Origin of the sequence: Hymenobacter oligotrophus (assembly GCF_003574965.1) — a bacterium.
GTDB lineage: Bacteria > Bacteroidota > Bacteroidia > Cytophagales > Hymenobacteraceae > Solirubrum > Solirubrum oligotrophum.
Genome location: NZ_CP032317.1, coordinates 3,161,357 through 3,176,777, shown reverse-complemented (window position 1 = coordinate 3,176,777; position 15,421 = coordinate 3,161,357). Strand labels below are relative to the sequence as shown.

Below are 15,421 nucleotides of genomic sequence, written 5' to 3'. Positions count from 1 at the left end.
GGCTAGGAAAGTCGGTTATCGAAAGCAAACAAAGGAGAGGGCAAAAAGGCTCAGTAGCAACAAGCTACACGCCTAGACGTTGGCACCGCGGTCGGGTTGCGAGCCTTGCGGCAAACGCGGCTGCACGGTCATCTTATCGAGGTTTAGTTCCAGGTCGTCGTCCTCCTCGTGGTACTGGTCGTCGTAGTGCTGAATGAGGGCGCGGTCGATGGTTTCGTCCTTGCCGTGCTCGAAGGTTACCAGCAGCGCGGGCAGCAAAATCAGGTTCGAGAAGTTGGTAATCAGCAGCGAGGCCGACATCAGCAGACCTAGGGCTTTGGTGCCGCCAAACTCTGAGAAAGCGAAAATGCTGAAGCCAACGAAGAGCACGATGCTGGTGTAAATCATGCTGGTGCCGGCCTCCGAAAGCGTGGTGCTGATAGCAGCCCGCACGCGGCGCCCGTTGGTGGCCATCTCCTGCCGGAACTTGGCCAACAGGTGAATGGAGTTGTCGCCGTCGATACCTAGGGCAATGCAGAAGATCAGGGCCGTAGCGGGCTTCAGGGCAATGCCGAAGTAGCCCATCAGGCCGGCCGTGAGCAGCAGCGTAACGAAGTTGGGCAGCAACGTAAAGAACACCGAGCGAATGGAGCGGAACAGCACCAGCACGATCAGGCCCACCAACCCAAACGCGTGAATGAGGCTGTTGCGCAGCGTACCAATGATGTACTCATTGCCTTTGGTGAACAGGATGGTGGTGCCGGTGAGCTTCACCTCCATGCCCGTGCCGTTGAAGATTTCGCGGATTTTGGGCTGAATCTTGTTGAGCAACAGGGTATCGAGGTTGCGCGAGCCGATGTCGGCAATCTTAAGCGAGATGCGCGCTTTCTGGCCCGTCGAGTCGGCAAAGGAGCGCAGCAGCTTGTTGTCCATGCCCGAGCCCTCTTTGCCCTGCGAGCGAGCCAGGTAGCTCAGAATAAAGTTGCGCTCGGAGTTATCGGGCAGGCGGTAATAAGCCGGGTCGCCGTTGTAGAAAGCCTGCGTAGAGGCCTTCAGGAACGTAACAATGCTGATGGGCGAGGTAAGCACCGGCTGCGTGCGCAGGTAGTTCTCGAGCCGGTCGATGCGCTCGAGGTTTTTCAGCTTTAGAATGCCGCGCTTCTTGCCCGTATCCACCACGATTTCAAGCGGCATAATGCCGTTGAAGTGCTGCTCGAAGAATTTGAGGTCGGCGTTGACGGACGAGTTTTTGGGCAGATCGTCGACCATGTACGCCACCGACTGCAGCCGGCTGGCCCCCAAAGCACCTAGGGCGCACAGCACAATGGCGGTGCCGTACACCAGGCCGCGGCGCTCCAGCACCAAGTAGTCGAAAAACTCGAGCAGCTTGGTTAGCGGCTTGGCATCGAGGTGCTCCAGCTGCTTGGGCGTGGGCGGCGGCAGGTAGGTAAATACGATCGGGATGAGGATGATCGAGATAAAGAACGCCGCAAAAATGCTGATGGTAGCCACCCAGCCAAACTGGTACAGAATGGCAATGTTGGTGAAGCAGAACACGAAAAAGCCCGTAGCCGTGGCCGTGTTATTCATCAACGTTACCAAGCCAATTTTGCGCACTACGCGCACCATGGCCAGCACCTGGTTGCCCGAGATGCGGTAGTCGTAGTGGTAGCGCGAGAGCAGGTACGTGCAGTTGGGGATGCCGATAACGATGAGGATGCTCGGGATCAGGCCGGTGAGCAGGGTAATCTTGTAACCCAGCAGCACAATGGTGCCCACGCACCAAATAACGGCCACGCCCACAATCAGTAGCGGAAACACCACCGCCGACCACGTGCGGAAAAACACTAGCAGCGTGGCGCTGGTAACCAGGGCCGCCAAAATGAGGAAAAACTTCATTTCGCTGGCTACTTTGCTCGTCATGGTGGAGCGCACGTAGGGCAGGCCAGCGTAGTGCAGCTTAATGCCGGTTTTTTGCGTGAAGCGCTCAGCATGGGCCAGAATGTCCTGCATCACGGCTTGCCGCCGCGAGGAGTTCAGGTACTTGGGGTCCATGGTAAGGGCCATGAGCGTGGCTCCGGTGCTGGGGCTGATGAGCTGCCCTTTGTAAAACTCCTGCCGGTTCACGATCTGCATCAGCGAGTCGAGCTCCTTCTGGGTTTGCGGAAACGTGCGGAAGATGGGCGCGGCGGCAAAGCGCTGGCCCGCCGTGTCCTTGGTAAGTTGGATTAGCTTGGTTACCGAAAGCACGCCGTTCACGCCCTCCACCTTGCCCAGGGTATCGGTAAGCATGCGCAGCTCGTTGAAGTTGCCCAGCTTGTACACCGAGCTGTCCTGCATGCCGAGCACCAGCACGTTGCCGTCTTCGCCGAAGGTTTTCTTGAACTCCTGGAAATACACCATGTCCGGGTCGTCGGGCGAGACAACCTGGGCAAAGTCGTAGGTCATTTCCACGTCCTTGGCCTTCCAGGCCATGAACACGGTAACCACGGCCAGCAGCCCAACCAGCAGGCGGCGGTTCTTGATAATCAGCAGGGCAAGCTTACTCCACATCGGCTACGGCAGGAAAATTGGGGCAAAGGTACGCAATGCTGGTGGGGCTATTTTTTCGGGGGCAATTGCACCTAGCACTGAAAAAGCAGCAATACTGCAAGTATTTGTAACTCACTAGGTTGCTAAGCGCGTATAAGTGCTTAGTTTTCTGCCAGTCAACGCAACCCACCCTTGCTTGGCGGCCCGTATGCACGCAATGACATGGTTTATTACTCCGGACGCAGCGCCTAACCACGGTGCCGTATCCGATACGTTTTCGCTTACCGCTTCCGCAACCTTTCGTCAGTTATCCTTTGGCGGGGCTTACCACGGTGCCCTCGAGCATATGTTGGCCCAGCACGTTGGCAGGTTGTTGCTTAACCTGCAGCGCAGCCATCAGGCCTCGCTCTCCTACGAGCAGTGGCTAACCGAGGTGCACCTAGGGCCCCGGTTGCGCCGCCCGGCGCAGCCGCTGTTTATGGCCTCGCCCGCCCAGGAGGGCCAGTATTGCTACAGCATTGGCGCCGGCCCCATCGGCAGCACATTTCGGCCCGAGCAGGTTCGGTTTAGCTACGTGGCTTCGCGTGGCATGTAGGCCGCGGCCCTAGGTATCCCGTACCACCAACATACAAAGAGGCCCCGGACGCTTGTCCGGGGCCTCTTGCTTTGTTCAGCACCTATCAGCACCTAGGGCTTAGAGCTGCTCGAAAATGCGGCGGAAGCTTACGGCCTGGCCGATGTACTGACGCAGCTCGGCAATGGGCATGCGCGTTTGCTCACGCGAGTCGCGGTGGCGCACGGTCACGGTTTCGTCTTCCAGAGTCTGGTGGTCGACGGCAATGCAAAACGGCGTGCCGATGAGGTCTTGGCGGGTGTAACGCTTGCCGATGGCGTCGCGTTCTTCCATGATGATGCGGAAGTCGTGGCGCAATTCGTCAAAAATCTGCTGGGCTTTTTCGGGCAAACCATCCTTGCGCACCAGCGGGAAGATGGCCGCCTTAATGGGCGCCACCGCGGGGTGCAGCTTCAGGTAAGTGCGTTGCTTGGTTTGCTGGGCTTCGCCTTCGCCCTCGGTCAGGGTTTCCTCGGTGTAGGCGTTGCAAAGCGTAGCCAGGAACAGGCGGTCGGCGCCCACCGAGGTTTCTACCACGTAGGGCACGTAATTGCCGTAGGGCTTGCCGGTTTCGGGGTTCACGTCGGCATCGAAGTACTGCTGCTTTTTCTTCGACAGCTCCTGGTGCTGGGTCAGGTCGAAGTCGGTGCGCGAGTGAATGCCCTCGATTTCTTTGAAGCCGAAGGGGAATTCAAACTCGATATCAACGGCGGCGTTGGCGTAGTGGGCCAGCTTCTCGTGGTCGTGGAAGCGCAGCTTAGCAGCGGGCAGACCTAGGGCCTCGTGCCAACGGCGGCGGGTTTCCTTCCACTGCTGGTACCACTCCATCTCGGTGCCGGGGCGCACAAAAAACTGCATTTCCATTTGCTCGAACTCACGCATCCGGAAGATGAACTGGCGGGCCACAATCTCGTTGCGGAAGGCCTTGCCGATTTGCGCAATGCCGAAGGGCACCTTCATGCGGGCCGACTTCTGCACGTTCAGGAAGTTCACGAAAATGCCCTGGGCGGTTTCGGGGCGCAGGTAAATCTGGGCGGCGTCGCTTTCCACGGCCGAGCCCTGCGTCGAGAACATCAGGTTAAACTGGCGCACATCCGTCCAGTTGCCGGTACCCGAAACGGGGCAGGTAATCTTCTCGTCGATGATGAGCTGCTTTACGCCCCCTAGGTCGTTGTCGGTGAGCAGGCGGCCCAGGTGCTGCAGCAACGCTTGCGCGCGCTCTGCTTCGCCGTTGTTTTCGTACTGAGCGGCCTTTTCCTCCACCAGCACGTCGGCGCGGTAGCGCTTCTTGCTGTCGAGGTTGTCGATGAGCGGATCGTTGAAACCAGCCACGTGGCCCGAAGCGTGCCACGTAAGCGGGTGCATGAAGATGGCCGCATCAATGCCCACCACGTTGGGGTTGAGCTGCGTCATGGCTTCCCACCACAGGCGCTTCAGGTTGTTCTTGAGCTCCACGCCGTTGGGGCCGTAATCGTACACGGCCGCGAGGCCGTCGTAGATTTCCGACGACGGGAACACGAAGCCGTATTCCTTGGCGTGGGCTACAATATCTTTCAGCTGGGTATTTTCGAGGGTTGGTTTCTGCGTCGGGTTGCTCATAGGGGCAAAAGTACGGCTTCCGATAAAAGCCTGTCGACTAAACTTTTTGTAGAAGCAATGGTACAAGGCCTATTCTGCACACCGCGGTGTGGGCGTATCGAATAACAATTTCATAATCTTGTGCCCTTTTAGGTGGCCCGTACTTTTGGGCGGCCAAACTTTTTTGCTCACTAACCCTCACCAATATGCTTGGCTTAGAGCCCCAAGTGCTCCTGCTGCTGCTGGTGTGTCTGATAGCCGCTTGCGCGTTCGAATTCGTCAACGGCTTTCACGACACTGCTAACGCAGTAGCAACCGTAATTTACACCAATACGCTGCGGCCCTGGATAGCCGTAGTCTGGTCGGCTTTCTGGAACTTCATCGGCGTGTTTGGCGGCGGCATCACCGTGGCCATGGGCATTGTGTATTTGCTGCCCGTCGAGAGTTTGGTCGATCAGAACATTTATCACGGCATAGCCATGGTAGGCGCGCTTATCCTGGCGGCCATTATCTGGAACGTGGGTACCTGGTACTACGGCATTCCGGCCTCGTCGTCGCACGCGCTTATTGGCTCCATCCTGGGCGTTGGCATTGCCTACTCGCTGCTGCCCGACTCGAGCGGAGCGGCCGTAAACTGGGGCAAGGCCACCGAAACGGGTATTGCGCTGCTGATTGGTCCGCTGTTTGGCTTCACGCTTACCATTCTGGTAATGTTTATCCTGAAGCGGTTTGTCAAGTCGAAGGCTATCTTCAAGGAGCCGCACAAGCGCAAGCCGCCACCCCTCTGGATTCGCCTGATCCTGATTGCCACCTGCACCCTGGTGAGCTTCTTCCACGGCTCCAACGACGGCCAGAAGGGCGTGGGCCTGATTATGCTGATCCTGATTGGCATTGTGCCCATCAAGTTCGCTTTGGACGAGTCGAAGAACCCGCTCGACATGCGTGATTCGCTGGTGCGTGTGGAGCAGGTGATGCGCAAGATCAACCCCGCCGAGCTGGCTCCCGACGAGCAGAAAGCACTGGCCGACATCAACCAGCAAACGGGTAACCTCGACCGCATTTTTGCCGGCAAAACCGACGTGAAGCAGCTGCCCGAAACCGACCGTTTCCAGATCCGCAAGGCTATTCTGCTGACGTACAACCGGGCCAAAAAGCTGATGGATAGCGACCGGGTAAGCCTTAGCCCCGCCGACCGCAAAGCCTACGAAGAAGGCATCAAGGACATGCGCAGCTTTACCGACTACGCCCCGAAATGGGTGGTGCTGATCGTGTCGCTGTCCCTGGGTATCGGCACCATGATTGGCTGGAAGCGCATTGTGGTAACCATTGGCGAGCGTATCGGCAAAGAGCACCTCACCTACGCGCAAGGCGCCTCCTCGGAGCTCATTGCCGCCACCATGATTGGCCTGAGCACGGCTTCGGGCCTACCCTCTTCTACCACGCACGTGCTGTCGTCAGCTATTGCCGGCTCCATGGTAGCCAACCGCGGCATTCGCAACCTCAACCCCGGCATGGTGCGCAACATTGCGCTGGCCTGGGTACTTACGCTGCCCGTAACCATGGCCCTTTCGGGCGTACTGTTCTTGCTGTTCCGGGCGCTGCTGTAAACGCAACCCTATTCTTCGAAAGGCACAAAAAAGCCGCCCCAGCAACGGGGCGGCTTTTTTATTTGGCCGGTACCAGGCGCCGAAGCAGCCTTATACGAGCCTTGCTAACAAATCGTTGGTTTTGGGGCGTTGATCTTTTGTTTTCAAATACTTATCAACTTATCAACACCGAAAAACGCTGTTTTTGTGGATAAGTAGCACCTAGGCGGGCCACTGCACCTCCAAGTCGTCGTTGATGAACACGCCGAAGTTCACGAACTGTAGCTCGTCCTCGTCAAAGTAAAGGTCTATCATCTCCTTCTCGTAGGAAAGGCGCACCTCGCCGGTGTCCACCTTTTCCATTTCGCCGGCGCCGTGGCCGTGGCGGCGCATGAGCTCCTGCACGTGCTCGAGCGACTTGCCATGAATTGGCTCGCCGTAGAGGCGCATGCCGGGGTGGTCGGTTTCGATGCAGGAGAGGCGGTAGTCGTCTTCGCGGTCGAAGTAGAGCGAGTAGCCTTCCTCGAGGTAGTTCCAGGCCTGGTGCTCGAACTCGTCGTCTTCTTCCGCCTCTTCAATTTCTTCGGGCTCACCCATCAGGGCGCGCACTTCGTCCATGCTGGCACCAAACTTCAGCGGGCCCATGCCTTGGCCCAACACGATTTCGTTTTCCTCGGTGCTGCGGGGTTGGGTCGTATTCATATCGCGGAGGGAGGTTTGTAGGGTTGGTAGTGAGGTAAAGGTAGGTGTTGGTTTCAGTTGTCGGTCGTCAGTTGTCAGTTGTCAGTTGAGAGTTGTCGGTTGTCTGTCCGCAGGCCGCCATTCATGCAATCTGACTAAAGGCGCTTGGTCACCCACAACTGACAACTGACAACAGGCAACTCATTTCCCGTAGCGCGCTTCGAACTCGGCTTTCTGGCGCAAGTAGTCGGGGTGTTGCTTGGCTTCGTCCCACTTGGCTTTAAAGATGGCCGCCGCCTCGGCTTTTACGGGGTCTTCGGGGCTACGCGGCAGCTCGGCGCGGCCGTGGGCGCCGCTTTGGCCCTTTTTGTCGTCGGGCACGGGGCCGTCGTACTTTTTGCCGCCGCGGTGGTTGGCGTAGCGACGGGCCCTGGTGAAGCCCATTTGCAAAAACTTACGGGCCATATCGGCCCCCACAAAATCCTCCTTGGCCAAATAAGCCAGAAACAGGCCGTAAATCTCTTCCGACGACTCGCGGGCTACCTCGGGCGTACGAAAGCGCCAGAAGGGCAAGATCTCGCTCTTATAGGGCTCCACAAGCAAAACACCTTGCTCGCCCTTGCCCACCCGGTAGAGCTCGGGGTGTTTCCGGAAATCGACGTGGTGAAAATCGAGGGTGTAATCGAACGGCATAAGGCAGCGCGGAAGCGATGAGTGGCTTTATACGCAACTCAGCTACCCAAATGATTTGCCGAGCCTGGGTAACGCGGCGGCCGGCACCTGCTTTTGGCGCGGTGCCTTTTTCCGACCTAGGCCGCTGCTCTTTTCGCGGCAATGCTTTCTCCGCACCAGCGGTAGCGCTGCTTTCCCGGAGCCGGCGGTTTGTTCGGTCTTTTTTCTTCCGGCCCGACTTATCCACTCGCCTAATAACTTTTCACTAAATAAAATTTTAAAAATCTTTTTTGTCTTCAGTTGTTAGGGCGGTGCATAAGTGGATAAGAATGGGGCTTATGCACACGGCTTGATAACATGTGCACAAGAACTCATTTATACACTGCCTATCCACAGGGCATGTTAAAATTAGGTGCTTGTTCCTCAGTTACTTAACAGGCTTTTCGACAATCCACAGAATTGTGCACAGCCCTGTGAATTCACATGTGTGTGCATAGTGGATAGCGCCAAAACCGTGGGGAAGTTGTCCACCGCTATTCACACCGGTTTGGGAGTGGTACGGGGTGCGAAAAGCCAAAAAAACTTTTCCGAAAGTTCTCCACCGGTGTCCACTGGTTATACAGTCGTTTTCCACGGCTTATCCCCGGAGGTTGCCCTAGGCGCGCGAAACCGGCCCGAGTAGTCCACAATGCCCTGTGGATTCGTGGATAACTGAATATCAGCCCAAAACAATGCTGCTGAAAATCAGAGTATAGTTACTTCCGCGAATATGGATGGGCCGCCAAGCCCTAGGTGCCGGCGCACAAAAAAGCCCCGGCACCTAGGGCGCCGGGGCTAGCGAATTGGGTAAGCGGGCTAGAAGCCGAAACGGATGTCTTCGACCTCCCAGTTGGCGCGCACCGTTAGCGGTTGCTGGTAAATCCAGACGGGCTCGGCCGGGCGGCGCAGGCCCGGGTCGCCGCCTTGCCAGCGGCCATCGTTGTTGGCATCAACCAGCACGCGCAGGCGGTAGCTGCCGGGCGCCAGGTTGTCGAAGCGGAACGTGCGCGGGTTTTGCAACGAGGCCACCAGTTGGTATTTGTCGTCGAGCAGTTGCAGCTCGAAACGCTTGGCCGCGGTTTGTACCGTGCCCGATAAGCTGCCGGTGGTGGCTTGCTCGGTTATGCGCAACCGCACCGGCCGCAGCCCCAACGACTGCCCCGTAACGCCGGTAATGGCGGTGCTATCGGGCACAATGCTGATGGCGCGGCGGGCGCGCGTGTTGAGGTTAATGATGAGCTGGGTGCGGTCGGGGCTGAGCTGGCCATCGGCGGGGGCGCGCAACGGGCGGCGCGTGGTAGAGTCTTCTACCAGCGTGGCAAAAGGCTTGTTGGTGACCAAACGCAGCGGCTCGTTGAACTGCAGGCGCAGCTGGCCGGTAGCCGGGGTTTCGCGCTGGTTGTTGGCCAATTGGTACTGCGGGCCCTTGCGCGGTGGCAGCGTTTCGCCGGCAAAGCGCACGTTCACCGTATCGAGGCCCACGTTGCCGGCGCTATCGGTTGCCGACACAAGGTAGCGGCCGGCGGGCATAGCGGCGGCGCGGTACACCACGGCCGTGCGCCCTTTTTCGGCCAGTGCCACCAACTGGTTTTGCTCCGGTTTGGGCGGCTGACCTAGGGCCGCCAAGGTAAGTTGGCGCAGGCCTTCGTTGTAACCAATGCGGAACTGCGCCGCGCTGGGTTGCTGCGACTGGATGAGCGGCCGGCGGGCATCGGGCCGCACCGTAAACAACCGCAACGAATCGGCGCGGGGCTGCACCTGCACGGGCTGGGGCAAATAAGCAATGCGCTCGGGCTCCTCGTAGCGGGTGTTCTGGTTTTTGTCAACCAGGGCGTAGAGGCGGTAATTGTCGGCGCGCAGGTTGTTCAGCCGAAACGCCCCGCTTTTATCGGTGCGCCCTAGGTAGTAGGGCCGCGCTCGGCGTATGTCGGCCGTGTCGCGGGCGGGGTACAAGGCCACCACGGCATCGGCCTCGGGCTGGCCCGTGAGCAGCTGCACCACCGTGCCGCTTACCGAGCCCGAGTCGAGGGCGGCGCCAGTGCTAAATGCCAGCACCACGTTGGCGGCTTTGTTGTTCTCGGTGATATCGGTTACCGCCTCCCCGAAGTTGAACACATACGTGGTGTTTTCGTCGAGGGGCTTCTCGAAACGCAGTTCGATGGCATTGCGCTCCTCGCGCACTTTGTACTCGTTGCCCTCGGCGAGGCTGGGCGTGATGATGAGGTTTTTGCTGAGGTCCTTCAGCTGCACGGGCTCCGAAAACTCCAGCCGAATGCTTTGCTGCGACACATTGGTAGCGCCGTTTTTGGGCGAACTGCTCACAAATTTGGGCGCAACGGTGTCGCGGGCGCCGCCTTCGGGCTGGCTAATGGCCGCGCAACCCGCCACCCAAAACCCCACGGGCAGCAACAACAGCAAATAAGGGCGTACGAACATGCAGAATCGAGAAGTAAAAGGCACACCAGCACGCCACGTGACCGCGGCGGAGTTGCCCTTGCCGAAGCTAACGCATACCACCTAGGCTAAGTACTTGCTGCCGGCAGCGCTTGTACGCACAGGCGCGGCCTTGCGGGCGAAAATACAAAAGGGATGCGGGGCGCTTAGGAAGTGCCTGCGCCCGCAAGAGTATGGCCTAGGTGGGCGCAGCAAAACCACAGCCCTGCCAGCTTAGCCCCTCCTACCCTACAGCACCGGAAAAGCCTACGCGCTGGGCGATTTGCCCGCCACGAAAATCAGGCTGGAGTATTGTCCGCCTTTTTGCTTGGCTTGGGTGTTCGATTTGTACCCCGATTTCACGGCGGCTAACAAACCGCCGTTGCGCTCGGCGCGGTACTTTTCGCTCAGCATGCTCACGTAGTAGGCATCGAGCGGCAGCGGCAGGGTTTGGCGCAGGCGCAACTGGTGCTTGCCGAACAGCAAGCCGATGGTTTTGTCGGTAAAGTGGTACAAATGCCGGGGCACATCGTAGGCGGCCCACTGCTCGCGGTAGTACTGCGCATCGGGGCTGGCGGCGTTGGGCACGGCCACAATCAGCACGCCATTAGGCTTGAGTAGGCGCGTCAGTTCGGCCAGCGTACCGTTCAGCTCGTGCACGTGTTCGAGCACGTGCCAAAGCGTAATCACATCAAACGAGCCCGACTCGAACTGCCCTAGGTTGCCGGCGCCGATGGGCTGGCCAGTGTGCTGCTCGGCTAGCTGCCGGGCTGTAGCGTTGGGCTCGACGCCGGCAATCTGCCAGCCAGCCTTCTGGCAAGCCGCCAGAAAATACCCCGTGCCGCAGCCGTAATCAAGCACGCGGCCCGGCTTGGCAACGAAGCGGTTGATGAGGGCCACCTTGCGGCGCAGCGTAAACGAGCGCGCCACTTGGTAAATCTGGTTGATGAGCCCCTGGCGCGTGTCGGAGTGCGAAACGTAGTCGTTGCTTTCGTAGTAGCGGCCAATGCTGGCCGCGTCGGGCCGCGGGTTGGTGAGCAGCAACGTGCAGTTGGTGCATTGCACAATGGCAAACTGCTCGTGGCTGACGGAGTAATCCTCCACCGTCATCCGCGGCCGAAAGTCGTTTTGCCCGCATACCGGGCACTGTTCTACGCGTTCGTACGACACCAAACTAGGATTCAGACACAAACAAAACAGCCGGTTTTGACGCCGGCTGCTGGAATGCTGCAAAAATACGCTTTTGCGGAATGCGCCGGCGCACGGGGCCAATCGGGCGCGTGCCGGTAGCGTGCTTAACTGAGAACTTCTTAGCCCAGAATTACTTGCCCAGGTAAACCATCAGCACCGAAATATCGGCCGGCGAAATGCCGCTGATGCGCGAAGCTTGCCCAATGGTTTCGGGCTGAATACGCAGCAGCTTCTCGCGCGCTTCGTGCGACAGCGCCGGCATTTGCTTGTAATCCAGGCGGCCTACAATGCGCACGTCCTCCAGCTCGCCCATGCGCTTGGCTTGCTGGTTTTCCTTCTCGATGTAGGTCTCGTACTTCACGTGGATGCTGGCCTGCTCCAGTGCCTCCGCGCCGTAGGTACCTAGGTACTGGCTCAGCTCGGGCAGGGCGCGCTGCAAATCGGAAAGTTCGATTTGCGGGCGACGCAGCAGATTTACGGCACGGGTTTTCTCGCTGATCGGGGCCGAACCCAGCTCCACCAGCAGCCCGTTGATTTCGCCCGGCTCCACGGCTTTTTTGTTGAGGTACTCCAGCACGTCGGCGGTTTGCTGGCGCTTTTGCTCCACGCGCTGCAGGCGCTCATCCGAAGCCAAGCCCAACTTGTGGGCCAAGGGCGTAAGGCGCAGGTCGGCGTTGTCCTGGCGCAGCAAAATGCGGTGCTCGGCGCGCGAGGTAAACATGCGGTAGGGCTCGTCGGTGCCTTTGTTTACCAAGTCGTCGATGAGCACGCCGATGTAGGCCTCGGAGCGGCGCAGCACAAACGGCTCCTGCTCGCGCACGCGCAAATGGGCGTTGATGCCGGCCATCAGGCCTTGGCAAGCGGCTTCCTCGTAACCCGTGGTGCCGTTGATCTGGCCCGCGAAGTACAGGTTGCGCACCGGCTTGGTTTCCAAGGTAAGGTGCAGCTGCGTGGGCGGGAAGAAGTCGTACTCGATGGCGTAACCGGGCCGGAACATCTTGGCGTTTTCGAAGCCGGCAATCTGGCGCAGCGCGTTGTACTGCACGTCTTCGGGCAGGCTGCTGCTAAAGCCGTTCACGTACACCTCCACGGTGCTCCATCCTTCGGGCTCCACAAAAATCTGGTGGCGGTCCTTGTCGGCAAAGCGATTGATCTTGTCCTCCACCGACGGGCAATAGCGCGGGCCTAGGCCCTTGATGCGGCCCTGGAACATGGGCGACTTCTCGAAGCCAGTGCGCAGAATGTCGTGCACCTTTTCGTTGGTGTACGTGATGTAGCAGGGGCGCTGCTTGGCGAGGCGCGGCGTATCGAGGTACGAGAACTTGCTCGGCTCTTCGTCGCCGGGTTGCTCTTCCATGCGTGCGTAGTCGAGCGTGCGGCCATCCACGCGGGGCGGCGTGCCCGTCTTCATGCGGCCGGTTTCAAACCCCAGGTCGCGCAGCTGCTCCGTAATGCCGGTGCTCTTGCTCTCAGCGGCGCGGCCCCCGCCAAATTGCTTCTCGCCGATGTGAATGAGGCCGTTCAGGAAGGTGCCGTTGGTGAGCACCACCGTTTTCGAACGGAACTCGATGCCGAGTTGCGTGCGCACGCCCACGCACACGTCGCCTTCAACCAACAGGCCGGTTACGGCTTCCTGCCAGAAATCAACGTTCGAAATACCTTCCAGCGTCAGGCGCCACTCTTCGGCAAAACGCATCCGGTCGCTTTGCGCGCGGGGGCTCCACATGGCGGGGCCCTTCGAGCGGTTCAGCATCCGAAACTGAATCATGGTTTTGTCGGTGATAATGCCGCTCTGGCCACCCAGGGCGTCCACCTCGCGCACAATCTGGCCTTTGGCCACCCCGCCCATGGCCGGGTTGCACGACATCTGCGCGATGGTGTTCATGTTCATCGTGATGAGCAGCACCTTCGAGCCGAGGTTGGCCGCGGCCGCCGCTGCTTCGCAACCGGCGTGGCCGGCGCCTACCACAATCACATCGTATTCCTGAGTCAGCATAGCTGGAGGGTTGTTTCGGAGGGTATGAACAGCGTTAGCCCGCGTTTTGTGCCAAAACACAAAACCGCTTCTACGCTCGGCAGAAACGGTTTTCGTATATCAAGTGACTTGTGGTCTAACCCGCTCAGAACGTGCGCAAAGATACGCACTCCGCCGCTTTCCTAGATGATAAGCTGGTTATGAGCCCAATAAGGCTGCTGTAGCGCGCGCAGGCTTACCGACCTAGGGTGCTGAAAAACCTTACTCCGCCTCCCCTTCTTCGCTGAACTTAGGCGGCCAATTCTTCAGCAATTCAGCCGATTGCGCCGCTACAACATCCCAGGAGAAAGGCAGCCAGTAGCCGGTGGCGCAATCGTACACCTCGGTAGCGGCTGGGCACGGGTACAGCTTGTAATCGAACTTGGGGTAGTTGTGTACCACGTAGCCCGGGTAGTAGTAGGCCTTGTCCTCCTGCAAGGCATAGATGATTTTGAGCAGCATCAGGTGCTTGCCCAGGCTGTGCTTGCGGTAGGCTGGGTCGTAGAAGTTCATGATGCCCGCCAGGCTCTGCTCGCCGCTGTCGAAAATGCCGGCGGCTATCAGCTGTTCCCCGTCGCGCAGCTCGATGACGTGGGTGGTAAATACGTTGTGCTGCGCGCCGGCCAGCAAGAAGGCCTCTACCGTTTCGGGCGCATCGAAGGTGATGGAGCTGCGGTAGCGGGCGTACAACTCCTCGTACTCGGCAGTAAGCCGAAACGGACGCACTACGGCCGTAAACCGCTTGTTCTGGCGCAACAGGCGGCGCTGCTCGCTGCCAAACGATACGCGGCCTAGGTCGAGGCGCAGCCAATGCACCGTGTACAGGCTTTCGTCGAGGGGCAAAAACCGGCAGGTAAACAAGTCCTGGTGCATCCGGTAATAGCCCTGGCTTAAGTAAAAATCGAGCACCTCGCCCTGAATAACGGGCAACGAAGACGGGGAAACGGACATAGCAAAAAGCGCCGGGCCCAGGGCTGCCTAGGTGCCGAATAGCTACAAGAGTACGCGCAAGGCCGGATAGTTCCTAACCCTAGGTGGTTGAGGTTGTTTCTCAGTCAATGACCCTATAAAAACAAAAAACGCCCACGGTGAAGTGGGCGTTTTGAAGTAGCAGCTGGTATGAGTTAGAAGGTGCGCAGCGACAAGCAGTCGTCTTCTTTCTTGCGCATGGCCGTCTGGCTCAGCAGGTCTTTGTCTTTGTAGCCCAGCAGGTGCAGCACGCCGTGTATCATTACGCGGTGCAGCTCGTCGCGGAAGCTCACGTTGTGGCTTTGGGCGTTTTCGCGCACCCGCTCCACCGAAATGAACACGTCGCCCTCGATGATGTCGGCGTCGTCGGCGTTGTCGAAGGTGATAACGTCGGTGTACGTGTCGTGGTCGAGGTACTCCACGTTCACGCGGTGCAAGTACTCGTCGGAGCAGAAAATGTAAGTAAGCTGCACGATTTTGTGCTCGTGCACGGCTGCTACGCGCTCCACCCACTCGGTGAGTTCGGTGGCGTCGGTCAGCTCAAAGTCTACATCCTCCACCACAAACTCGATACCCGGCGCGTCGTGCAACGGGTCGTAGGCCTCGTCGTGGGCCGGCGGGAGCTGGGCATCGTCTTGCATGGCGGAGCCGAAAAAGGATGATGACACGGTTTTAGGCAGTGGCGTGGCCGTTGCCCGACGTCGGGGGCAAGAAGAACGTAAGTTCTACTTTGCGGCCGTCCTTGGTAAACTCTACCTCATCGGCCAGGTGGCGGATCAGGAAGATACCGCGCCCGCCGGGATTCTCGAGGTTTTCGGGGGCGGTGGGGTCGAGCAGGTTGTTGTAATCGAAGCCCGGTCCTTGGTCTTCGATTTCGAACTTAACCTGGCCTTCGTCCACGGAAAGGCACAGCAACACGTTTTTGTCCTTATCGAACTTGTTGCCGTGGCGAATGGCGTTGTTCACGGCCTCCGTTACGGCCACCATGATGTTGCCGTAAATGTCGTCCTCAATGTGAAACGTTTCCTTCGAGTTGTCGATGAAACTTTCCACCACGCGGATGTTCTCGACGAGGGAAGGAATCTGGATTTTAACCTGCTTCATGGTGTGGAGAAAGGGGGCAACGGGCGTAAA

Annotated in this window: 12 protein-coding genes; 2 read left to right on the top strand and 10 right to left on the bottom strand. The window is 58.8% G+C overall.

Annotated features, from left to right (window positions below; translation table 11 throughout):
- Window positions 1-72: 72 nt before the first annotated feature.
- Window positions 73-2,532, bottom strand: a complete 2,460-nt coding sequence (locus D3Y59_RS13595) for an efflux RND transporter permease subunit (protein ID WP_119445538.1) — start codon at window positions 2,530-2,532, stop codon at window positions 73-75.
- 187 nt (window positions 2,533-2,719) lie between these two features.
- Here D3Y59_RS13595 and D3Y59_RS13590 point away from each other — a divergent pair, with 187 nt between their 5' ends.
- Entirely contained in the window at window positions 2,720-3,106 is a 387-nt protein-coding gene (locus D3Y59_RS13590) for a hypothetical protein (RefSeq protein WP_205590837.1), read from the top strand.
- Between the two features lie 99 nt (window positions 3,107-3,205).
- Here the strand turns inward: D3Y59_RS13590 and D3Y59_RS13585 are convergent, their stop codons facing one another.
- Window positions 3,206-4,723: a glycine--tRNA ligase gene (locus D3Y59_RS13585; RefSeq protein ID WP_119445536.1), complete on the bottom strand. Its 1,518-nt coding sequence runs from the start codon at window positions 4,721-4,723 to the stop codon at window positions 3,206-3,208.
- Between the two features lie 185 nt (window positions 4,724-4,908).
- On the opposite strand from D3Y59_RS13585, the gene D3Y59_RS13580 reads away from it, so the two are divergent.
- A complete protein-coding gene (locus tag D3Y59_RS13580) occupies window positions 4,909-6,309 on the top strand; it encodes an inorganic phosphate transporter (protein WP_119445535.1) in 1,401 nt (466 codons plus the stop codon).
- 201 nt (window positions 6,310-6,510) lie between these two features.
- Here D3Y59_RS13580 and D3Y59_RS13575 read toward each other — a convergent pair whose 3' ends face one another.
- The 8 genes from D3Y59_RS13575 to D3Y59_RS13540 form a co-directional block, all read right to left on the bottom strand.
- A complete protein-coding gene (locus D3Y59_RS13575) occupies window positions 6,511-6,990 on the bottom strand; it encodes a hypothetical protein (protein WP_119445534.1) in 480 nt (159 codons plus the stop codon).
- A gap of 180 nt (window positions 6,991-7,170) precedes the next feature.
- Entirely contained in the window at window positions 7,171-7,662 is a 492-nt protein-coding gene (locus D3Y59_RS13570; RefSeq protein ID WP_119445533.1) for a DUF4385 domain-containing protein, read from the bottom strand.
- Between the two features lie 834 nt (window positions 7,663-8,496).
- Complete coding sequence (locus D3Y59_RS13565) at window positions 8,497-10,116, bottom strand: Ig-like domain-containing domain (protein ID WP_119445532.1); 1,620 nt, start codon at window positions 10,114-10,116, stop codon at window positions 8,497-8,499.
- Between the two features lie 264 nt (window positions 10,117-10,380).
- Window positions 10,381-11,283 carry a class I SAM-dependent methyltransferase gene (locus tag D3Y59_RS13560; RefSeq protein WP_119446477.1) on the bottom strand — a complete coding sequence of 301 codons (903 nt, stop codon included), beginning with the start codon at window positions 11,281-11,283 and terminating at the stop codon, window positions 10,381-10,383.
- Window positions 11,284-11,434: 151 nt separating this feature from the next.
- The gene (gene mnmG, locus D3Y59_RS13555) at window positions 11,435-13,297 is read right to left on the bottom strand and encodes a tRNA uridine-5-carboxymethylaminomethyl(34) synthesis enzyme MnmG (RefSeq protein WP_119446476.1); all 1,863 of its coding nucleotides are present in this window, start codon (window positions 13,295-13,297) and stop codon (window positions 11,435-11,437) included.
- Window positions 13,298-13,540: 243 nt separating this feature from the next.
- A complete protein-coding gene (locus tag D3Y59_RS13550) occupies window positions 13,541-14,269 on the bottom strand; it encodes a GNAT family N-acetyltransferase (RefSeq protein ID WP_240410375.1) in 729 nt (242 codons plus the stop codon).
- Window positions 14,270-14,442: 173 nt separating this feature from the next.
- Entirely contained in the window at window positions 14,443-14,955 is a 513-nt protein-coding gene (ybeY, locus tag D3Y59_RS13545; protein ID WP_240410374.1) for an rRNA maturation RNase YbeY, read from the bottom strand.
- Between the two features lie 4 nt (window positions 14,956-14,959).
- Window positions 14,960-15,391, bottom strand: a complete 432-nt coding sequence (locus D3Y59_RS13540) for an ATP-binding protein (protein WP_119445530.1) — start codon at window positions 15,389-15,391, stop codon at window positions 14,960-14,962.
- Window positions 15,392-15,421: the final 30 nt, after the last annotated feature.